General features: G+C 60.7%; 11 protein-coding genes and 6 pseudogenes. 12 read left to right on the top strand and 5 right to left on the bottom strand.

From position 1 onward, the window contains the following. A pseudogene (panB, locus tag D3227_RS33425) lies at positions 1-518 on the bottom strand (3-methyl-2-oxobutanoate hydroxymethyltransferase); the annotation flags it as partial. Here panB and D3227_RS33420 point away from each other — a divergent pair. The 3 genes and pseudogenes from D3227_RS33420 to D3227_RS33410 all read left to right on the top strand — a co-directional run. Further along, positions 499-917, top strand: a pseudogene (locus tag D3227_RS33420) (DDE-type integrase/transposase/recombinase); the annotation flags it as partial. The pseudogenes panB and D3227_RS33420 sit on opposite strands and share 20 nt — an antisense overlap. 61 nt (positions 918-978) lie before the next feature. After that, positions 979-1,134 (top strand): annotated as a pseudogene (locus D3227_RS33415) (ISKra4 family transposase); the annotation flags it as partial. Between the two features lie 80 nt (positions 1,135-1,214). After that, positions 1,215-1,496 (top strand): DEAD/DEAH box helicase family protein, encoded by a 282-nt coding sequence (locus D3227_RS33410; protein ID WP_120018424.1) that lies wholly within the window; start codon positions 1,215-1,217, stop codon positions 1,494-1,496. Here the strand turns inward: D3227_RS33410 and D3227_RS33405 are convergent. Further along, positions 1,425-2,327, bottom strand: a complete 903-nt coding sequence (locus D3227_RS33405; RefSeq protein ID WP_120018423.1) for a LysR family transcriptional regulator — start codon at positions 2,325-2,327, stop codon at positions 1,425-1,427. The genes D3227_RS33410 and D3227_RS33405 overlap by 72 nt on opposite strands. A 108-nt stretch (positions 2,328-2,435) precedes the next feature. On the opposite strand from D3227_RS33405, the gene hglS reads away from it, so the two are divergent. The 6 genes and pseudogenes from hglS (at position 2,436) to D3227_RS33375 (ending at position 10,185) form a co-directional block, all read left to right on the top strand. Continuing rightward, positions 2,436-3,836: a 2-oxoadipate dioxygenase/decarboxylase HglS gene (gene hglS, locus D3227_RS33400; protein WP_120018422.1), complete on the top strand. Its 1,401-nt coding sequence runs from the start codon at positions 2,436-2,438 to the stop codon at positions 3,834-3,836. Between the two features lie 9 nt (positions 3,837-3,845). Then, a pseudogene (locus D3227_RS33395) lies at positions 3,846-5,262 on the top strand (FAD-binding oxidoreductase). A 21-nt stretch (positions 5,263-5,283) separates the two neighbouring features. Beyond that, positions 5,284-6,819 carry an L-piperidine-6-carboxylate dehydrogenase gene (amaB, locus tag D3227_RS33390; RefSeq protein ID WP_120018421.1) on the top strand — a complete coding sequence of 512 codons (1,536 nt, stop codon included), beginning with the start codon at positions 5,284-5,286 and terminating at the stop codon, positions 6,817-6,819. 10 nt (positions 6,820-6,829) lie between these two features. Further along, positions 6,830-8,062, top strand: a complete 1,233-nt coding sequence (locus D3227_RS33385) for a pyridoxal phosphate-dependent aminotransferase (RefSeq protein WP_120018420.1) — start codon at positions 6,830-6,832, stop codon at positions 8,060-8,062. Positions 8,063-8,099: 37 nt separating this feature from the next. After that, positions 8,100-9,366: pseudogene (locus D3227_RS33380) on the top strand (NAD(P)/FAD-dependent oxidoreductase); the annotation flags it as partial. Positions 9,367-9,597: 231 nt separating this feature from the next. Beyond that, complete coding sequence (locus D3227_RS33375) at positions 9,598-10,185, top strand: DUF309 domain-containing protein (RefSeq protein WP_245452001.1); 588 nt, start codon at positions 9,598-9,600, stop codon at positions 10,183-10,185. A gap of 413 nt (positions 10,186-10,598) precedes the next feature. Here D3227_RS33375 and D3227_RS33370 read toward each other — a convergent pair whose 3' ends face one another. From D3227_RS33370 to D3227_RS33350, 3 genes are all read right to left on the bottom strand, one after another. Continuing rightward, the gene (locus tag D3227_RS33370) at positions 10,599-10,778 is read right to left on the bottom strand and encodes a cold-shock protein (protein ID WP_120018418.1); all 180 of its coding nucleotides are present in this window, start codon (positions 10,776-10,778) and stop codon (positions 10,599-10,601) included. 522 nt (positions 10,779-11,300) lie between these two features. Further along, complete coding sequence (locus D3227_RS33355) at positions 11,301-11,759, bottom strand: hypothetical protein (RefSeq protein WP_120018415.1); 459 nt, start codon at positions 11,757-11,759, stop codon at positions 11,301-11,303. 543 nt (positions 11,760-12,302) lie between these two features. Next, the gene (locus D3227_RS33350; RefSeq protein ID WP_147377749.1) at positions 12,303-12,734 is read right to left on the bottom strand and encodes a hypothetical protein; all 432 of its coding nucleotides are present in this window, start codon (positions 12,732-12,734) and stop codon (positions 12,303-12,305) included. A 468-nt stretch (positions 12,735-13,202) separates the two neighbouring features. On the opposite strand from D3227_RS33350, the gene D3227_RS33345 reads away from it, so the two are divergent. The 3 genes and pseudogenes from D3227_RS33345 to D3227_RS44505 form a co-directional block, all read left to right on the top strand. After that, positions 13,203-19,166, top strand: a complete 5,964-nt coding sequence (locus D3227_RS33345) for a DUF3320 domain-containing protein (protein ID WP_120018413.1) — start codon at positions 13,203-13,205, stop codon at positions 19,164-19,166. A gap of 13 nt (positions 19,167-19,179) precedes the next feature. Beyond that, a complete protein-coding gene (locus D3227_RS33340; RefSeq protein WP_120018412.1) occupies positions 19,180-20,325 on the top strand; it encodes a metallophosphoesterase family protein in 1,146 nt (381 codons plus the stop codon). After that, a pseudogene (locus tag D3227_RS44505) lies at positions 20,322-21,196 on the top strand (AAA family ATPase); the annotation flags it as partial. The gene D3227_RS33340 and the pseudogene D3227_RS44505, both read left to right, overlap by 4 nt. Positions 21,197-21,737: the final 541 nt, after the last annotated feature.

Here is a 21,737-nt window from a genome sequence, read left to right as displayed (position 1 = left end):
GCTTGACGAATTTCGGGCGGAAGTCGCCGAACAGGCAAGCATGTCGTCGACCACCAGGATCTGCCCGTCGCACGCTGGCGAGGCCCGATTCCGATCGTCGGAACCGCCACCTCGTTGGTGATCCGCCAGGCGAGTGGCTGAGGCACCTTTTCCAGCACGACCGAAAAAGCACCGGCCTTCGCCGCTGCCTGGGCATCGCGCCGGATGCGCTCACCGTCCTCGCTCCTGCCCTGCACACGATAGCCGCCGAAAGTATTGACCGCCTGCGGGGTCAGGCCGGCATGGGCCATGACCGGTATGCCACGCGCGGCGAGGAAATGGATCGTCTCCGCCATTGCCTCGCCGCCCTCGATCTTGACGGCCGCACAACCGGTCTCGGTCATCACACGGGCTGCGTTTCGGAAAGCCTGTTCAGGATCTTCCTCATAGGAGCCGAACGGCATTTCGACGACCATGAGCGCACGCTTAAGGCCACGCCGCACCGCCTTGCCGTGCAGGATCATCAGCGTCGGCGACACGGTCGAGTTCTGGTTCAGCGAGCACCGTGACCTGGCTGCGGCCAAGCGCTTCTTCAGCAAGGCGCTGGAACGCCACGGCCGGCCCGATCGCGTCGTCATCGACGGCAGCCAGACCAACCACGAGGCGATAGTTTCCTGCGATGCGACAAGCCGATTGCAGGACCGCTCGCGGCGCTGGTTGAAGCCGATCGCAATCCGGAAAAGAACAATCACATCGAGCAGCACCATCGGCGCATCAAGCGCCGCGTGCGACCGATGCTCGGCTTCAAATCTCCAGCGACGGCCAACATCATCCTGTCCGGCATCGAAATGGTCCACATGATGCGCAAACGACAGGCAAGGTACGCCTTCAATCCAGATCCGTCGCTGGCCGAGCAGTTCGACATCCTCGCCGCATAATCAAGGCTATTTTCCCATGCTTCGGCCCTTAAGCCATGCCCGCGAAAGTTTGCAACACAACCAGAAACAGCAGATGCAGTGGAGCAGGATTGGCGCGCATCTTCTGCTGCAAACCCGCACGCAGACCCTAGACGGTTCCCTCCGCTCGACCTTCCGGCAATGGTATCCCGGCATGGCCAACGACAATCACGAGCACAGAGAAACCGGCGCCGCATGACCGCCCCACAAATCCTCATGCTCACCAATTTCGGAGCGATAATTCCTTCTTCAACAGCGGCGTGAACCTCCAGTTCCCTGATGAAGGTCATCAAGGAGCGGGAAGCCTATCTGTCGAAGGCCACGAATTTTCGCGCTCCGGAGCTGGCACTTGAACTGAAGCCCGGCACCGGCAAGACTGAGACCATGCTCGCACTCAATACCCATCAGCGCTTCGAGCGACTGCTGGTGGTGGTGCCGACGGACGCCATACGCGAGCAGATCGCCAGAACAAGAGGAACAACACCACCGTTACATCGCATTGGTCACTTGTCCGAGCAGCCATGCGGTAAGATCCTGCACCAGCGGATTCGTCTTTTTTGATTCCGGCACGACGACGTAGTAGCTGTTCTCGGTCGTCATTGGCACGTCGAGGATCACGGCGAGTTCGCCGGACATCAGTTCCCGCTCGATCAGATAGCGCGGCAGAAGCGCGTAGCCCATCCCGCCTATCACGGCTTCTATGATCATCGAAAACTGATCGAAACGGTGTCCCCGGTAAGCCAATTCCGCCGCCAGGCCGGCCCGTTCGAACCACTGCGACCACAGCTTGGGGCGTGTGGCCAGATGGAGCAAGGATTCACCAAGAAGGTCAGCCGGGACCTTCTTCTCCGCAGAAGGCGACAGCGCCGCGCTTGCAACCGGTACGATGGATTCGCTGCACAGATAAGTGCAGGTGCCGCGGGCCCAGACCGGCTGCCCATAGTGGATTGCGAGGTCGAAATTCTCCTCCTCGAAATCGAACGGCGCCGATCTGGAACCGACATTCAGGATCGTCCCCGGGTGTTGGCTGAGGAAATCAGGCAGGCGCGGGCTGAGCCAGCGGCTGCCGAATGTCGGCAAGGTTGCGATGCTGAGACTTACTCTGGCCTCCGCCGAGGACATTGCCCGCAGCATCGTCTCTTCAGTCTGCTGCAAAAGTTTTCGCGCCTCCGGCAAGAAGCGCTGCCCATCCTCGGAAAGCACCACCCGTTGGCGGATCCGCTCAAACAGCAGCGTGCCGAGATGGTTCTCGAGATCCTTGACTTGCCGGCTGACCGCGCTCTGCGTCAGGTTCAATTCACCCGCTGCACGCGTGAAGCTGGCGTGCCGCGCGGCACACTCAAATGCCTGGATCGCCACCAGATCCGGTATCAGTCGCCTGTTGAGTGTCATGCGTAACTCGCATCAACCTAGTCGAAACTGTCGCGATCTTTGCAGCATGAAATCCCGTATCAGCTTTTTCAGGAATGATCTGCCCTTTTTTAAGCGAGGTCGCGCGTCATGGACAACCGTGGGTTTATTACACCCGATCACATCCGTTCAGCCTTTTCGGCCGCGATGTCGGCCATGTACAGGACCGAGGTCCCCGCCTACGGCACGCTGATGGACCTGGTCGCTTCGGTCAATGACGAGACCCTGAGGTCTGATCCCGCGCTTCGGCTTCGCCTCGAAGCGATGGACTCACTCGACCGAATTTCGGAGGAACGGCATGGCGCGATCCGGCTCGGAACGCCGGCCGAACTCTCGATGATGCGGCGCGTGTTCGCCGTGATGGGCATGGTCCCGGTAGGGTACTATGACCTGAGCCCGGCTGGTGTGCCGGTTCACTCCACCGCCTTCCGCCCCGTCGGAGCCGAGGCGCTGAGCCGCAATCCGTTCCGCGTCTTCACTTCGCTGCTCAGGATCGACCTCATCGACGACGAGACCTTGCGTGCCGAGGCCGAGCGCATCCTGTCCGAGCGCAGGATTTTCACGGGCACAGCGGTGGCGCTCACCGAGAAGGCCGAACGGCAAGGTGGCCTGCACGAAGACGATGCGGATCGTTTTGTCGCCGAAATCCTCGAAACTTTCCGGTGGCACGATCAGGCCTGCGTCAGTCTCGACATGTACAACAGCCTGCATCAGGCGCATCGCTTGATCGCGGATGTGGTCTCGTTCAGAGGGCCGCATATCAATCATCTCACGCCGCGCACGCTCGATATCGATGCCGTTCAGGTTGGCATGCCGGCGCATGGCATAGCGCCGAAGGCAATCGTGGAGGGCCCTCCATCTCGGCTTTGCCCGATCCTGCTCAGGCAGACTTCGTTCAAGGCACTGGATGAGGTGGTGTCGTTCAAGTCGGGCGACGGGGCCTGGGTGGCAGGCTCGCATACCGCGCGCTTCGGCGAGATCGAGCAGCGCGGCATAGCGCTGACACCCAAGGGGCGCGTCCTTTACGACAGTCTGCTGGAGGCCACGCGCGCAATCATCCGACCGGGTGCCGACGGGTCGAACGCGGCCGACTACGCACAAACACTTTCACAGACATTCGAGGCGTTCCCCGATACATGGGAAAGCATCCGGGCCGCGAATCTGGGATACTTCAGATACTCCCTGACGGAGCGCGGGCGGCATGCCGGCAGTGTCATGACTGACGACTTCAAGCACCTTGTCGCGGAAGGTTTCTTCCGTTTCGACCCAATCGTCTACGAGGATTTCCTGCCTGTCAGCGCCGCCGGCATCTTCCAGTCGAATCTTGGCGACGGGGCAATCCAGGAATTTGTCGCCAGTCCCAACCAGAAGCGCTTTGAAAGCGATCTCGGTGTTGGCGTGCTGAGCGAGTTCGAGCACTACGCCGCCATCGAACAGGCGTCGATCGAGACCTGTCGCCAAGCGCTCGGCGGCCTCCGGGCTGCGGAATAGGCGCCCTGGATGATCGACGAAAGACACAAATCCGCATTGGTGGAGATCCTTGGCGAAAATGGCGTCGTCATGGATCGGGCCGGCATGACAGCCTACGAGATCGGTGCGCGCTACGATCACGGTCATGCGGCACTGGTGCTGCGCCCTGGCACTACAGCGGAAATGTCCGCCTGCGTTGCCTATTGCGTCCGGGAGCGTATCGCGCTCGTGCCGCAATCGGGCAACACAGGGCTGGTGTCGGGCTCGACGCCGGATGCCACCGGATCGCAAGTCGTGCTCAGCCTCGACCGAATGACGCGCCTTTTCGATCTCGACATCGACAATCGATCGTTGCGTGCTGGCGACCAATACCGGCGGCACGCGCTTTCTCCGGTATGGCGATGTGCGTAAGAACACGCTTGGCGTGTCGATGCCGCGTTTTTGCTGTCCGAGGTCAATGCCCGGCTTGAGCCAAGTGGGCTTTTCTTTCCGGTCGACCTTGGCGCTGATCCGCGCCTCGGGGGCAGTAATCCAGACATTAGATCGACAACCGTACCGGCCTCGTCGGCCAGAACGACCTTCACGCAAGAACAATACCGGCGTCGACTGGAAGCAGCTTTTCGTCGGAACCTCCGGTGCATTTGGCATCGTCACCGAATGCGAACTTAATCTCGAGCGACTGCCAAAACAGGTCGCGACAACCTATCTGGTGCCGAGCGGCAGTGTCGCCGTCATGCCCCTACTGCGGACGATCGAGGAGCGCCTCGGATCGTGTCTTTCCGCCTTCGAAGGCATGTCGAAAAACGCGATTGGCGCTGCTCTCGCCCATGTTGCGCCGCTGCGAAATCCGTTCCAGAACGGTCAAATTCCCGACTATGTGATCCTGGCCGAGATTTCCCGAAGCTGGGCGCCGCGCGACGGCGAGCAGCCGATCGACGCGGTCCTGGAAAGCGTGCTTGCCGATATCCTGCAAGGCGACGATGCGCTGTTGGCCGACGCCTTCGTTGGTCCCGCGCATGAGATGTGGGCGCTACGGCACGCCCTGTCGGAAGGCGTGAAGCATGCCGGTCGGCTTGTAGCTTTCGACCTGTCGTTTCGCAGAGCCGACGTTCTGGCGTTCTGTGAGTGGATGAAGGCCGAGCTGCCTCGGCAATTTGCCGGTGTCGACATTTTCGACTTTGGCCATATCGGCGAAGGCGGCGTGCATTTCAATCTGGTGGCTTGCGATGCAAGTCAGGTCGATGCCGCCTTCGAACAGCGGCTGCGTGACTGGGTCTATTCGGTCGCTGTCGACCGGTTCGGCGGCAGTTTCAGTGCCGAGCACGGCGTCGGCCGCAAGAACCAGGCCTATTACGATCGCTATACCCCACAAAAGAGCAAGGACCTTGCCGCGGGCCTGAAGCGACTGACGTCGCCAGGCAGCCTCGGCTCGGTGTGTTTTGGATAATCAGGAACAGGAGTTCGTCGGATGAACATTACAGTTAAGTCGGTGGATGTAGCCGAGGAAACGGCCGAGCTTTTGGCGAAACTGGGCGTGGCCAAGGAGGCGCTTGTCGGCGGCGATCTCATGGTGCGCAGCCCGGTGACGGGCGAGCAGATCGCAGCGTTGAAGACGATCTCGCCGGCCGACGCGGCCAAGGTGATCGATGGGGCGCACAAGGCGTTCCATTCCTGGCGGTTGGTGCCGGGTCCGAAACGCGGCGAGCTGGTGCGGCTGCTCGGAGAGGAACTGCGCGCGCACAAGGCCGAGCTCGGCCGGCTGGTGTCGATCGAGGTTGGCAAAATCCCATCCGAGGGACTGGGCGAAGTGCAGGAGATGATCGACATCTGCGATTTCGCCGTCGGCCTGTCGCGGCAATTGTACGGGCTCACCATCGCTACTGAACGCCCTGGCCATCGCATGATGGAAACCTGGCATCCGCTCGGCGTTGTCGGCGTCATTTCCGCCTTCAACTTCCCGGTTGCGGTGTGGTCGTGGAACGCCGCCCTGGCGCTGGTCTGCGGCGATGCCGTGGTGTGGAAGCCGTCGGAAAAGACACCGCTGACCGCGCTTGCCTGCGAAGCGATTTTTGCGCGCGCGGCAAAGCGTTTCGGCGCGGATGCGCCGCAGGGCCTGGCACCGGTGCTGATCGGCGACCGCGCCGTCGGCGAGATCCTGGTCGACCATCCCAAGGTGCCGCTGGTGTCGGCCACCGGCTCGACCCGCATGGGCCGCGACGTCGGTCCGCGGCTGGCCAAGCGCTTTGCTCGCGCGGTGCTGGAACTCGGCGGCAACAATGCCGGCATCGTCTGCCCGACCGCCGACCTCGACATGGCGCTGCGCGCCATAGCCTTCGGCGCCATGGGCACGGCCGGCCAACGCTGCACAACCCTGCGGCGCCTGTTCGTGCATGACAGCGTCTACGACGCCCTGCTGCCGCGCCTGAAGAAAGCCTATCAGAGCGTTTCGGTCGGCAATCCGCTGGAGACCTCGTCGCTGGTCGGCCCGCTGATCGACAAGGCAGCGTTCGAGGCAATGCAGAAGGCGCTGAAGGAAGCCACCGCGCATGGCGGCAAGGTGAGCGGCGGCACGCGCGTCGAGAACGGCCACCCCGATGCCTATTACGTGCACCCGGCGCTGGTCGAGATGCAAAGCCAAGTCTCGCCGGTGACGGAAGAGACCTTCGCGCCGATCCTCTATGTGATGAAATATTCAGACTTCGACACCGTGCTCGACGAACACAATGCGGTCGGCGCCGGACTGTCGTCGTCGATCTTTACGCGCGACCTGCAGGAGTCCGAGCGCTTCCTCGGCGTCGATGGTTCGGATTGCGGCATCGCCAACGTCAACATCGGCACATCGGGCGCAGAGATCGGCGGCGCCTTCGGCGGCGAGAAGGAGACCGGCGGCGGCCGCGAGAGCGGTTCGGACGCCTGGAAGGCCTATATGCGCCGCGCCACCAACACGGTGAACTATTCCAAGGCGCTGCCGCTGGCGCAGGGCGTGTCGTTCGACATCGACTGAGGATCAACCAATGACCGTCAGCACAAGGATCGATGAGGCCGGCTTCGTACCTGCCTCGCGTCTATCGACGATCGGCGTTTCGCCGATCCTGAAGATCGGCGCCCGCGCTCAGGCCATGAAGCGCGACGGAGCGCCGATGATCATCCTGGGAGCGGGTGAGCCGGATTTCGACACGCCCGACAATGTGAAGCAGGCGGCCTGCAGTGCCATCCAACGCGGCGACACCAAATACACCGCGCTCGATGGCACGCCGGAACTCAAGCGGGCGATCCGGGAAAAATTCCGCCGTGAGAACGGCCTCGACTATGCAGTAGACGAGATCACGGTGGCTGCCGGTGCCAAGCAGATACTGTTCAATGCGATGATGGCGACGGTGAACTGCAGCGATGAGGTCATCATCCCGACGCCAGCATGGACTTCCTATGCCGATATCGTCGCCATCGCCGAGGGCAGCCCCGTCTTCGTCCCTTGTGAAGCGGAGGCTGGGTTCAGGCTGACGGCAAGTCAGCTCGAGGCAGCGATTACGCCGAGGACAAAATGGCTGCTCCTGAATTCACCCTCCAATCCGTCCGGCGCCGCCTATAGCGAGGCCGACTATCGACCTCTGATCGAGGTGCTCCTTCGGCATCCGCATGTCCACCTACTGGTCGACGATGTGTACGAGCATATTGTCTATGACGGTTTTCGTTTCGTCACCCCGGTGGCACTGGAACCGCGCCTGAAGGCGCGGTCGCTGACCGTAAACGGCGTTTCAAAGGCCTATGCCATGACCGGGTGGCGGATCGGCTACGCCGGCGGGTCGCGAGAGCTGGTCAAGGCGATGGCGGTGGTGCAGAGCCAATCGACCTCTTGCCCGTTATCTGTCAGCCAGGCTGCCGCTGCCGAGGCCCTGTCCGGCCCTCAGCACTTCCTGAAGGAAAGAACCGAGAGTTTTCGTCGCCGCCGCGATCTCACTGTTGACGGATTGAACGCGATCGAAGGCATCGACTGTCGCAATCCGGAGGGGGCCTTCTACACCTTTGCCAGTTGTGCAGGCCTGATCGGCAAATCGACGCCCGCCGGCAAGCGGATCAAAACTGACAATGATTTCTGCAACTACCTGCTTGAGGAGGCCAGTGTCGCGGTTGTCCCAGGCGCTGCTTTCGGCCTGTCGCCTTTCTTCCGTATTTCCTATGCGACATCGGAAGCCGAGTTGAGAGAAGCAATCCTGCGCATTTCCGCAGCATGCGCGCGACTCGCCTAGGCGACCAATCTGGCAAGAATGCACTCGGAACCGTTCGATGCTGAATGACCCCCGCTCTCACGGCCTCTGGGAGGCGACCGCGCCGCAGGCTCCTATAATGGCAGCCCTCGACCGGCAGATTGCCGCCGATGTGGTTGTCGTCGGTGGTGGGTATACCGGCATGTCGTGCGCGCTGCACTTGGCAGAAGCCGGACGCCAGGTCGTTCTGCTGGAAGGCCGCGAGATCGGTTTCGGCGGCGCCGGGCGCAATGTCGGGTTGATCAATGCCGGCCTATGGCTGATGCCGGACGACCTTACCGCCAAGCTCGGGTCCATTCACGGCGAGCGGCTGCTGCGGCTGCTCGGTGAGGGTCCGGCAATGGTCATGGACCTCATCGATAGATAGACATCGCATCGACTGTGAATTGGAACGAAACGGCACGCTCCACTGCGCGGTAGGCCAAGCCGGGTTGATGGAGATTCGGGAGCGCGAGGCACAGTGGCAAAGAAGAGGTGCGCCGGTGGAGGTACTCGACGCCGACGAAACGGAAAAGAGGCAAGGCGCCCGGGCCTATGCGGCTTCACTGCTCGATCGACGTGCCGGTACACTCCAGCCGCTCGCATACGCGCGTGGCCTCGCCCAGGCCTGCCTTCGCGCCGGGGCGATAATCTGCACTTCCAGTCCAGTTGTGGCAGCTGGCAAAAAGAACGGTCGATGGACAGTGCGTACCACGAATGGCGCGGTCGAGGCCGAATGGGTGGTGGTCGCCACTGACGCCTACAGCACCGGACCATGGACAAGCGTCCGCAACGAGCAGGTGCATCTACCTTACTTCAACCTGGCGACCAAGCCGCTCGGGGCCGAGCTGTTACAGTCCATCCTGCCAGGACGAGAAGGCGCGTGGGACACCAACACGATCCTCTCTTCGTTCAGGCTGGATAAAGCGGGGCGGCTGGTGTTCGGCAGCGTCGGCGCGCTACGCAACACCGGCACTGCCATCCACAAGGCTTGGGCGCGCCGTGCCCTGTCGAAACTCTATCCGCAGCTTCGCGATGCGGAGTTCGAGTACGAGTGGTACGGACAGATCGGCATGACGGCGAATGCAATGCCGAGATTCCACAAGTTCGCCCAAAACGTCATCGGTTTCTCAGGCTACAACGGCCGCGGTATTTCGCCCGGCACGGTGTTCGGTCGAGAGCTGGCACTGCTGATCCTTGGCGAAAAGACCGAGACTGAACTGGCCTTGCCGCAATCTGAACTGCGAGAAATCTCCTCACTTGGCCTCAGGGAAGCGTATTACGAGGCCGGCGCGCAAATCGCCCATTCTTGTGGCAAGGGGCCCATGCCCCGCACAGGCATTGAACGTCTCAATTGGCCGAAGAACGAACCCGCGACGTGGGATGGGCGTGCGCGATGAGATCACGAACTGATCGTTGTTCGCAGTGTGCGTCGTTCGGCCGAGGCAGAGCATATGGGGCTTCTTGCTGGCGGCTATTGCCAAGTGTCATTCCTGATGCGTTGGAACTGACGTCAGTTCAGGTCTCGGCCGTGCTATATGTATTTGATGGCTATTGGTTCGATGTTGCGCCCGCGCTGCCTGCCGGAAAGGCGCTTTCCATCCTATGCGTATCTGCCGGGCAAGCAACCGCATCCCGTGCGCGATCCCGCAGGACACAGCTACCACAGCGAAGCCGTGCCGGTCCCTGCAAAAGCGTCGCTTGAGTCAGACATGTTCCTATGGGGTCTCGACCTGTTCAATCACGGCTATTACTGGGAAGCCCATGAGGCCTGGGAAGGTCTTTGGCAGGTCGCGGATCGAGGCGATCCGCTCCGGATGCTCTTCAAGGGATTGATCCTGTTATCGGCGGCCGGCGTGAAGATCCGGGAGGGCAAGCATGCCGCGGCAGTGCGTCATGCCGGGCGTGCCGCTGGACTCCTTCACCTGCTGATGGACACAACGGATCAAACCTTCGCGCGCGCTCTCGGCATGTTGCCCGCAGCGCTTGCCGAACAAGCCAGAGCCGTGGCAGGCATGCCCGCAAACCTGCAGGCGACTGCGCTCGGTCAGCCTCAACCCGTGTTTGATTTCATTCTTGGCCAAGGTTCGACAGACGACCTGTCAGAACGTGCCTCCACGTGGTGACGTGACGAATAGAAAAGGCCGGACTGTTAAGCCCGGCCAAGTATGAAGGTTCAAAACCTCCAGAGGGGAACGCGTCGGACGCGATGGGAGGAGGCATCCGATGCGATGTGATATGGGTCAGCTGCGGTGACGTTTCAACGACACGGCGGTGGACCACCGTGGCCGCGCTGTAGAGCCAAGCAAGCAATAAGCTCGGGCGTACCGGCCTGTCCAGTCTCGCCGGATCGCCATCAGCATCCTATAATCCATCCCATATCCAAAAGGCGGGAAGATATCCCGCCTTCTATTGCCAAACAAACTGATTTCACGTGATCGTTTTGAAGACTTGCAGAATCTGCTGCCCCGGCCTTCGGATCTATCATCCTTCGTGCGCTCTTGGCGCAGCCGCCAGTACATCCGTGACTACGAGAAAATCAGCCTGCTTTGCTCAGATTGCCGGCAGAGGACTTGCCGGTGCGGCGGTCCTGCTCGATCTCAAAATTGATCTTCTGGCCATCGACGAGGGTGCCGAGACCCGCGCGCTCCACAGCGGAGATGTGGACGAAAACGTCCTGACCACCATTGTCGGGCTGAATGAATCCAAAACCCTTGATGCTATTGAACCACCGATGCGGGGCATGTTTTGCGCCAACGCGGAGCTGCGATTCAACCTCGACAAGACCGTGTTCGACGACACGTTACGGGTCATCAAGGAAACCCGGAACGAGCTCTTCCATAGCAATCCCATCAAGGACCGTAAGAAGGTCGTCGAGGCTTGCGAGCGCATACTTAACGCGCTCCAGTTCCATCTCGGCGACTATGACGCCGACTTAGGCGCCGCCCAATGCTCGCAGGTTCCGCCGACAGTCAACCGCGCGTAGCGACACGTCATCCCAGCTCGATAGATTTTTCTCTCACGACATGGTGTGTGACGACCCGGAGCCGAAGGTCGTCACGAGGATCGTCGAACGCAAATCCGATGTCCCCCGTTCGCTGTTCGACTGCATGCCGGAACCCGTGGCGACGGAGGTCGGGGAGACTCAGCGGTACGTTGCTTTGTATCTCGAGCGGCTGGCGCTGGCGGGTCAGGATTGCCGGACCCGCCTCGCTAAAGTCAGGAAGCTGCTGGCTGACCGCTAGGTCGTCAGGCGGCGTTCCTGTTCGGCGGCGAGGATGGCCGCCAGGTCGGCGAGTGCGGCATCGGTCAGGTGCCGGACCAGAAGCTCGGTCGCCAGCGGCTCGGCAAGAACGGTCTCTCTGGTCTGTCGGGGAATCCGGAAAGGCGTGCCTGACGTGAAAACTTGGTCGTCGAGGATCTTTCTCGATCCGGACGAACGGACCGCACCAAGCATGCTTTCGACCATGAACGCAGTCGCTTCCCCAGCGAGCTGGCGGAGTCCGTGATGCTCGGCATCTTCCTGACCGAAGCGCTCGACCATCTCGCCGGACAGCGCTGTTACGGGCTTCTCGCCATTCATGATGCGGCGCCGCATCTCCGAGAGGATCGGCGATTCCTCGGCGAGGGCCAGGAGCGCATTCCCATTCTTTAACTTCGCAGCCCTGCTGCGGATTCGTTTCGGCCATTCGGTTGACATGTTGCTTGCCTATCTGACATCACAGCAGTGATGTCTCTTATTGGAATGGGCAGCGACATACGATACCCGGGGTGACGTGTCAACAGTCCTCTCTATCAGACATGTCTCTGAGCGCATCGGCCCTTCCTGGTCGCTGCCCCAGTGTCGGATACCGAACGACTGCTTCTGCGCTTCTTCCTCGGGCGCCCCTTCCAAGACCCAGCCCTCTTAGAGTTTGCCGCGTACCGCGAAACCCGGGACCCATTGCTCTTTGGCCCGTCATCACCGATGTACCATCTCACGGCGTTAGGCCACTTCTTCGGACTCGCCCGCTCCCCAGTTATCGGGATCGCGGTCTTCTCGGCACGACGGCGGCGCATGCCGAGGCCGCCATGCGCGGTAGGAACTCGCTTACGCAGCATTGAGATATTCTCCTCTCGTGCAGTTCGCGGGCGCGCTGGACCATCTGCGCCGTCGGCTGGATGCGCCAACCGGCATGTTCGTGTCCGACGCGTTCTGCGAGATACTCGTCGACGTCGGCGATCTGCATAGCGTCGGCTTTCGTCAGCAGCCTCCATGCCCGGAACCGGAGCCTGTCGACACGCAACTCGTCGTCGTCCGAAAGCTGCGTCGTCCGATGCGCGGCGTTGTCATTGGCATGGCGACCCCACAATGCCAGGCGGCGCGCCGCAGCCACGCCGTCTCAAGCAGCAATTCCACGCCCACTCCGAACACCAGCCACAGATGCTCGGCGCGAGGCAGGAAAGCCGGGAAGCCCCGGTCCCTGCGGTCGGCCTCGGCTTCAGTTGCGAAGCCGCGCAGCCTGTCGAGCTTGTCAGCAGAGATCACCCGAGCACCGCGTGTCTCCGGATCGAATCCGTACTGGTACGACATCTGGCTCGGAACGCCGATCTCGCCGGTTATGCGATGGGAATCCCATTCCGACTTCATCAGGATGTCGCGGGACGCTGCAAAGGCGGCAGAACTCGCAGTCAAACAGGCGACTTCAACCCTCAAGCCTTGAACCAGCTGAGGGACCGGCCGCTCTCGGGTTGAGCTGCTGTCGCGTTGGCCGACTGGAAGGAGGCGCAAAGCTGTCATGCGCGGCTTCACCTGCGATTGTTTGCTTCGAGCCAAAAGGGGCGACCACCTGTGGTCCTGAAAGGAGCCGGACCAAAGCCCACCAGTTGCGTTGTCCGGACGAACGGGCGCAGTCCGGCCTCAAACGAACGACCAGCGCGGCTCAACGAAACGTGAAGCACGAGCAGCTGCCTCACCACGCAATAGCGTGCTGTCCCGGCGGCAAGGATCACAATTCCTGCAGGTCGACAACTGTCGAACTGACCAAGGCGGTTCGAATTTCAGAGATTTATGCTGCAGAAGAACTAAGCGGCGACAATAGCGAGAATTTACTTTCAAATTCTGGCCGCAAAGTTCTATCGTAAGTGAAAAAGGGGATGGGGTATGGAAACGAGTTCAGACACTGGCGATGCCGCCGGTATATCAGCCGCGCCCGTAATAGAAGTCGTGGCGGACATCGCCGCCAGCTTTACATATGCGTCGTTCCAAAATGCTATTCCGGTGATCCGGTCTATCGCGCTCAACAACCCGACCCAGCAGGGTTTCGAAAAATGCACTCTCGACCTGACATCGAACCCACCATTTTTGCGCGCCAAAAGTTGGACGATTGATCGGATCGTTGCCGGCGACCGGCTTCCCTTAAGCGACCGAAAAATCGATCTCGATGCCAGCTATCTAGCCGGTCTCAATGAGGCTGAGCGCGGGGAGATAACGCTGCGGCTCACCTCAGGAGGCGCAGTGCTGGCCGAGCAGCGCGTTGCGGTGCGCCTGCTTGCTCGCGACGAATGGGGTGGCGTCATCGATATGGCGCAATTGCTACCTGCATTCGTCATGCCGAACGACCCGACGATCGCAGGACTGCTACGTTCCGCAGCGGAGCGGCTCGCAGCGCATGGTCATGCCTCCAGCCTCGATGGCTATCAAAGCGGCAATCCGCAACGCGCATTCATGCTGGCGGCCGCAATTTATTCGGCCGTTGCCGGTCTATCCCTGCATTATGCAGAGCCTCCTGCAAGCTTCGAAAGCCGAGGCCAAAAAATCCGACGTCCCTCAGCAATTACGGCGGAGAGGCTGGCTACCTGTCTCGATGCCAGTCTGTTGTTCGCCTCTGCCCTGGAGGCGACGGGCCTGCACCCAGTCGTCCTTATGTTCCAGGGCCACGCTGCCGTCGGCGCCTGGATGACACAAAAGACGCTCGCCAACGCAATCGAGACCGATGCCATGGAGATCCGCAAGGCGCTGGCATCGCGCGAACTGATCGTGTTTGAGACGACCGGTGTAACGCATCGGCCGGCGATGACGCTGGAGGCTGCGCAACGAGCAATCGAACAACGGCTCGACGAAACGCAGGTAGGCACCTTTGTCGCCGCCATCGATATCCGCCGCTCGCGTAGCGGCGGCATTACACCACTTGCCTCGCACGAACCGATGCGTCGCAGCGTGGATACCGAAGTGGCAACCGAAATCGCGCTGCCGCTGCCAGCGGCACCGGCCGTGACAGCCCTGCCTGCCGACATCGTCGAGGTGAAGCCGACGACAGCTGCCGGGCGGATCGACCGCTGGCAGAAAAAGCTCCTTGATTTGACACTGCGGAACCGCCTGCTCAATTTTCCGGACTCCAAGAAGACAATTCCGTTTCTTTGTACTGACGTCGGCTATCTAGAGGATCGCCTGATGGCAGGCGCTTCGATCAGGCTCATATCGCTGCCCGAACAGAATCCATTGGGCGAGCGTGATGCTGCCCTCTATCGCGAAGTCCATGGACGTGACCTGCAGCGCGGTTTTGCAGCAGAAGCGCTCCTGCGCGACGAGCTCCCATCGACGCTCGATGGACACCAATTGGAATCCCGACTGATCGATCTTTACCGCCAAGTTCGCAACGACTTTGCCGAGGGCGGTGCGAATACGCTTTTCCTGGCGGTCGGCTTCCTGCGCTGGAAGAAAAAGCCGGAGGACGAGCGCAGCTATCGCGCGCCATTGTTGCTCGTGCCGGTCAAAATCGAGCGCCGCAGCGCAACATCGCGTTTTACCTTGCGCTTTCATGAAGATGAGCCGCGGTTCAACGCAACCTTGTTGCAGTTTCTTGAGCGCGACTTCGAGCTCAAACTGCCTCAGTTCTCCGGGGAGCTGCCCGAAGACGAAAGCGGCGTTGATGTGCCCCGTCTGCTAAGTCTTATGCGTCAGGCAGTGCGCGACGTCCCCGGCATGGAGGTAGTGGACGAGACGGCGCTCTCAACCTTCTCCTTCGCCAAATTCCTGATGTGGAAAGATCTGGTCGAGCGTACCGATGCTCTGCGCGAAAACCGCGTAGTACGCCACCTGATCGATACGCCGGAGATAGCGTTCGAGGGCAGTGGCGCATCATTCCGGGACGAGCGCGAACTCGACCGGCACTATGCCCCGTCCGATATCGTTTCGCTGCTGCCGGCCGACTCTTCACAGACCGCGGCAAGCCTTGCCGCCGCTGAGGGCCGCGACTTTGTCATCATCGGTCCTCCCGGCACTGGCAAGAGCCAGACCATCGCCAACATGATTGCCAACTGTCTTTCAGTTGGCAAAACCGTGCTGTTTGTGGCCGAGAAGACGGCGGCGCTCGATGTGGTGTATCGCCGCCTGCGCGAACATGGCCTGGGCGCGCATTGTCTCGAACTCCATTCCAGTAAGGCAGACCGACGCAACTTTCTCAACCAGCTCAGGATCAACTGGGAAAGCGGCGTGCGCGTGGACGCAGCGGAGTGGATTGCGATCAATGAGCGGCTTCGCGTCCGTCGCGACGAACTGAATACCTATGTCGAAGCGCTGCATCGGCGCCATATCAATGGTCTCACGCCCTATCTGGCGCTTGGCATCGCTCTCAAGAACAAGCAACGGCATGCTCCGGGATTATCGTGGCCTTCGCGCGATGGCCATGACGAGGCAAGCCGGCTGGCGCTGGAGCGTATTGCCGCCGAAACAGGTCTCGCATTTCAGTCAGTGGAGATGCGACCGGTCTTGCGTCTCATAGATGGAACCGAGTGGACGTCGGGCTGGCAGGATAACGTGCTCGAAGGGGCAAAGACCCTCAAGAGTGCGTCCGAGGTTCTAGCCACCGCACTCGACGCCTTCCTGGTGAGCATCGGCCTGCGCGCCAAAGGCGATGCGTCAACAGCAGAGCTCGAAGCGCTGCGAAAACTAGCAGGGGCACTCCAGGACAGTGCCGGCTATGACCTCAGCATTGTCTTTGATCGAGATTTCGCCCAGTTGCGGGGAGCCCTCGCGACTCTCGATGATGCAATCAGGGACTATCGCAAGTCTCGCAAGGACCTGTCGGCACACTATGACGAGGCTGCTGTTGCGCGCATACGAATAGAGAACATAGAGCAGCAATGGCAACAGGCTGCTTCTGCCTTTTGGCCAAACAGTCAGTTGGGCAAACGCAAAGTCCAGAAGCTGCTTCAAGGCTATGTCACAGAGGGCGTGGCCGATCCTCAGCGGGACTTGCCACTGCTGCGCGTGATGCAGGACAGCCGCGCCACTGTCGAAGCCAACATCCTATCTGGCAAGCCGGTCGGATTTGCTGCACTTGATACCGACACCCGTAGTATCGATCAGATACTCTCGATCGCCGAAAGGCTTCGACAGACGCTACGCCTGCCCGGCCTCGGCACGGAGGATCTCAGAGCGCTCCTCCAAGCAACCGCCCCGAGCCTGCGAAGCGGTGCAGCAGATAGTACGATGCGCCATGGGGCAGCTCGCTTCCTTGCGGCTGCTACAGCATTCGAGGCTGCGAGGACCCAATTTGCGATCCCTGCTGGAAAGACGCCTTCGTGGGCAGGACATGATAACCCGCTGACCGAAATGACGACCGCGATGGGAGATTTGCTCAATGCCCGTCATCTTCTCCGAGACTGGACTTCGTGGTGCGGCATACGTCGCAGAGCTGTCAGTCAGAATCTGGGAGCGTTGGTCGACGATATCGAGGCGGGTCTAGTGCGACCAACCGAAGCTCAATCCGCGTTCCGCCTAGGCTACGTGCGCTGGTGGCTGCCGGCCACGCTGGATGCCGAACCGGTGCTGCGAGAGTTCCGGCGCTTCCAGCACGAGCACGCCATCGACGATTTCCGGGAAATCGACGATCTTGTCCGTGCTCAAGCAAGCCTTCGCGTCATCAGCGCCATCGCTCATGGTTTGCCGGCTGTGCAAAGCGTCCCTCGCAATTCCGAGTTGGGCCTGTTGCGCCATCAGATGGAATTGCAGCGGCCCAGCAGGTCAATCCGCGAGATGATCGGTGCTATGCCGTCGAGCTTTGCCAAGCTCGCGCCCTGCATGCTGATGTCGCCTCTTTCAATCGCTCAATACCTACCTCCCGACCAGGCGTTGTTCGACGTAGTCATTTTCGACGAAGCATCGCAGATCACCACCTGGGACGCCGTCGGTGCCATCGCGCGGGCCCATCAAACCATAATCGTAGGCGATCCCAAGCAGTTGCCGCCCACCAATTTCTTTGGCCGCAACGAGGAGAACGAGGAAGTCGTCGAGCACGAAAAGGATCTTGAGAGCATTCTCGACGAAGCCAAAGCGGCCGGCATCCCGGTGCGTGATCTGCGCTGGCATTACCGCAGCCGCAATGAGTCGCTGATCGCCTTCGCCAACCATCACTACTATCAGAATAGGCTCATCACCTTCCCTTCCCCAACGGTGGAAGATCGGGCAGTGCAGCTGCGAAAAATCACGACCGGCATCTACGACCGAGGAAAAAGTCGCACCAACCGCATCGAAGCCCAGGCGGTCACCGACGAGGCGGTCAGCAGGATGCGGCGTTGGCTGGCCCTTCCGGAAAAGGACCGACCCACGCTCGGAGTCATCACCTTCAACGCGCAACAGCAGTCGCTCATCCTCGACTTTTTCGACAAGGCGCGACAGATGGAGCCGGAGCTTGAATGGTTCTTTGCCGACGATCGTATTGAACCCGCCATCGTCAAGAATCTGGAAAATGTCCAGGGCGACGAGCGTGACATAATCCTGTTTTCGATCACTTTCTCGCAAGATAACGCCGGCAAGCGCTCCATGGATTTCGGCGCGCTAAATCGGGACGGCGGCGAACGCCGGCTGAACGTCGCGGTGACGCGTGCGCGGCAGGAACTGATAGTATTTTCAGGTTTTACCGCCGACCAGATCGACCCCAACCGGACCAAGGCAATCGGTGTACAGCATCTCAAAACCTTCCTCGATTTTGCCGAGCGCGGCGCCGTGGCATTGCCAGCGCAGGAACGCGGATCGGTCGGGGCTTTGGAATCCCCTTTCGAGGAGGCTGTAGCCGCCGAGCTTGAGAAGCGCGGATGGACGATCGTTCCACAAGTTGGCATTTCTGGCTTTCGAGTGGATATAGGGATCCGGCATCCCGATCTTGCCGGAGCCTATCTGGCTGGGGTCGAGTGTGACGGCGCTGCCTATCACAGTTCTGCCACGGCGCGAGATCGAGACAAGGTCCGAGAGCAGGTCCTGCGAGGCCTCGGGTGGAACATTGTCCGGGTATGGTCAACCGATTGGTGGTTTGATCTCGAAGGTTGCACCGAGAGGCTTCATGCCAGCCTGGCCGCGCTGCTCGAGGAAAGCCGTCGCAAGCAAGCTGAACAACAGGAAAGTGAAGCGGTGATCCAATGGGACATGGGACATAAGGTCGACCCCATAGACCCATTGCCAGCCGAAGAGTTTGCATCGATCGGCGAAACTGAAAACTTGTCGCTAATATCAGAGCCAGAACTTGTCGCCGCTCCCGTCGCGACGGTAGAGCACCCATCAGCATCTGGAGCAATTTTGCCTGCTGCCGCGAATTCGACGCATGATTCCATACCGACGGACAACCGTTATCGCCTCACAGACCTATCAGCATTCGCTACCAGCCCGGATCATTTTTACGACTTCGCCTACCGAGGCACTTTGCGGACCATGGTCGACGCAGTGATCGAACAGGAAGGCCCGCTGGGAGAAGACGTCCTTGCGCAGCGCATCGCACGGGCGCATGGCTGGCTCAGAACGGGCAACAAGATTCGGGAGCGGATCGACCTGCATCTGCGCGATTTTGATAGAACTGAAGAATCCAGCGGCAGCTTCCTATGGAAGAAGGGGACGGTGGTCGATCTGTTTGATTATCGCATGCCGTTTGACGCCCATGCCCGCCGATCCATTGCCGACATTCCAATGGCCGAGCTAGCCGCTGTCGTCGTCGCGAACAAAGACATTCTGGAACAGTCGGATCCCGCTCTCGACCTTGCACGTATGCTCGGCGTCGAGCGACTTGCGGCGATATCACGCTCCCGGCTGGATGAGGCCATCGATCGCGCCCGGCGCTACCTGGCACCGACATAGTCTCGGAGACTCCATGTTTCGTTTCATCCACAGCTCCGATCTTCATATCGGCAAGCGGTTCGGCAACATGCCGGAGGATCTGCGCGGGCGGCTCCGTGAAGCGCGCCATAGCGCGATCAGCCGGCTCGCAGAACAGGCACGGGTCCATGGTGCATCCACCATATTGCTGGCCGGCGATACGTTCGACACCGAAACGCCTACACCAGCGATGTTGCGGCAGGCCCTTGCCGAGATGAGCCGGAGCGCGCCCTTGCGCTGGATATTGCTCCCTGGCAACCACGATTCACTGTTAGCTGATCAATTGTGGAGCGCTGCGGGCAGCGTTGTGCCGGACAATGTCATACTGGCCACCCGGCCCGAAATCCTGACCATTGCTGCGGACGTGGCGCTGCTGCCCGCACCGTGCACGACCCGCAGACCCGGTCGCGACCTTACCGAGTGGATGAACAACGCCGCGACACCGCAGGGCGTCATCCGGGTCGGACTTGCTCATGGCCCCATTCAGAACTTTTCCGAAGATTCAGCAACGTCCGACGTCATTGCCCCAGATCGGGCGAACAAGGCTGGCCTCGATTATCTGGCACTTGGCGACTGGCACGGGCCTGTCACCATCAATGAGCGCAGCCGCTATAGCGGTGCGCCCGAACCTGACCGTTTCAAGCATGATACACCCGGCCAGGCCCTTGTCGTTTCCATTGCCGGGCCAAGTGCCATGCCCGAGATCGTGGCTGTCGAGACAGCCAGCTTTTCCTGGAAAACCGCTCCGCTGAATTTGCTGTCGGGCGACGACAGCGCGGCGGCATTTGAAGCAATGCTACCACCGTTTGAAGCAATGCTACCACCGGCACACTTGCGGCGTCAGACCTTGCTGCGAATTGTCGCGTCTGGCCGAAAACGGGTAAGCGGACGAACCGCCCTCGAAGCGGCGGTCGCGGCAGTCGCGCCCGACTACGCCTATCTGGAGCTGCAAGGGGACGGGCTCGCGACCGACTGCGAAAGCGGCGATTTGGATCGGATCGGTCGCTCCGGCGCCCTTCGCGAGGCAGCGCAGGTACTGTTGGATGAAAGCACCGACGAAAGGCGGTCGACTGTCGAACGCGACATTTCGCGACAAGCACTGGTTCGGCTGTTTAGCTATTGCGAGGCGATGGGATCATGAAACTTACAGCCCTTCGGCTGCACAACGTCAAACGGTTCGCTGGGCAAGGCGTCGCCATCGAGAACATAGGCGACGGCGTCAACGTGCTTTGCGCAGTCAATGAATACGGCAAATCAACTTTCTTCGAAGCACTCCATGCACTCTTTTTCCAGCCTCATACGGGGACGGCCGAAGGCGTAAGACTGCTACGGCCTTATAGTGGTGGCAATCCGGTGGTGGAGGCCGACATCACCACTTCAGAAGGACGCTATCGGCTTACCAAGCAGTTTTTGGAGGCAAGCTGGCCATCGTTACCGACCTCGAGCGGGGCCGACTGTTGGCTCAAGCGGATGAGGCCGAAGCGTTTATCGGCAAACTAATCCATGGCGGAACCGCAGGACCGGCAGGATTGCTCTGGGTTCGCCAAGGAGTCACCGGCATCGAAAGGCGCAGCAAAAGCGAGGAGGATGGCGACAAACGCGTGCGCGAAAGCCTACTATCCTCGGTTCAGGGGGAAGTTGAAGCCCTGACCGGCGGGCGACGCATGGCGGAAATCGCCGCCGCATGCGAAGAAGAACTCTATAGCCTGGTTACGTCAACGCTGCGTCCCAAGAGCGGCGGTCTCTACGCGGCGGCGCTCGATGAGCGTGACAAACTGCTGAAAGAAGAACTGCGCCTCAGCGCCGAAGTTGCGGGTCTGCGCGATGCGCTCGACAAGCGGCGCATGGCGTTGGCGCGTCTGTCTGAGCTTGAAAACCCTGAAGAAGGCGCTACCCGGCGGGAGGGTATCTCGGCCGCCGAAGTTGCGGGTCTGCGCGATGCGCTCGACAAGCGGCGCATGGCGTTGGCGCGTCTGTCTGAGCTTGAAAACCCTGAAGAAGGCGCTACCCGGCGGGAGGGTATCTCGGCCGCCGAAGCCGCGGTCGAGGCTGCCAAATCGCATAGCGAAGCCCTGAAGGCTGCTGAAGCGGAAGCTGCCCTGGCCGCAATTCACCACGACGCGGCGAAGCAGGCCCTCGATAGTTTTCGGACCGCGCTCAAACGAGCCGCGGATTTGCGCGAGCAGTCGACGATTGCGCAGCTTCGCCGCAGTGAGGTTCTCGAGCGGCGCGCTTCTGCCATAGTCGAAAACGAACAAGTGATGGCCGAAGTTCAAGTAGCCGAACAGGAAGAGCGCGAAGCTCGCGATCTGCTCGCGCGGCTGGATGCGACCCTCTTGGCGCGCGACGCAGCCGAACAACTGGCCAGCCTGCACAACCGGCTGAAACAAGCCGAAGTCGACAGAATCCAAATCGAAGATGGAGAGGCAACGCTGGCGATGCTGGCGGTGCCGGAACAGGCTGTCGAGCAGCTCCAAGCGCTCGAAATCGACATTGCCGGCCTTCGTGCAGCTCAACTGGGAACCCTGCCGACGCTACGCATGGAATACCGGG

It is taken from the genome of Mesorhizobium waimense, from assembly GCF_003601975.1.
GTDB lineage: Bacteria > Pseudomonadota > Alphaproteobacteria > Rhizobiales > Rhizobiaceae > Mesorhizobium > Mesorhizobium waimense.
This window is presented reverse-complemented; position numbering and strand designations above follow the sequence as displayed.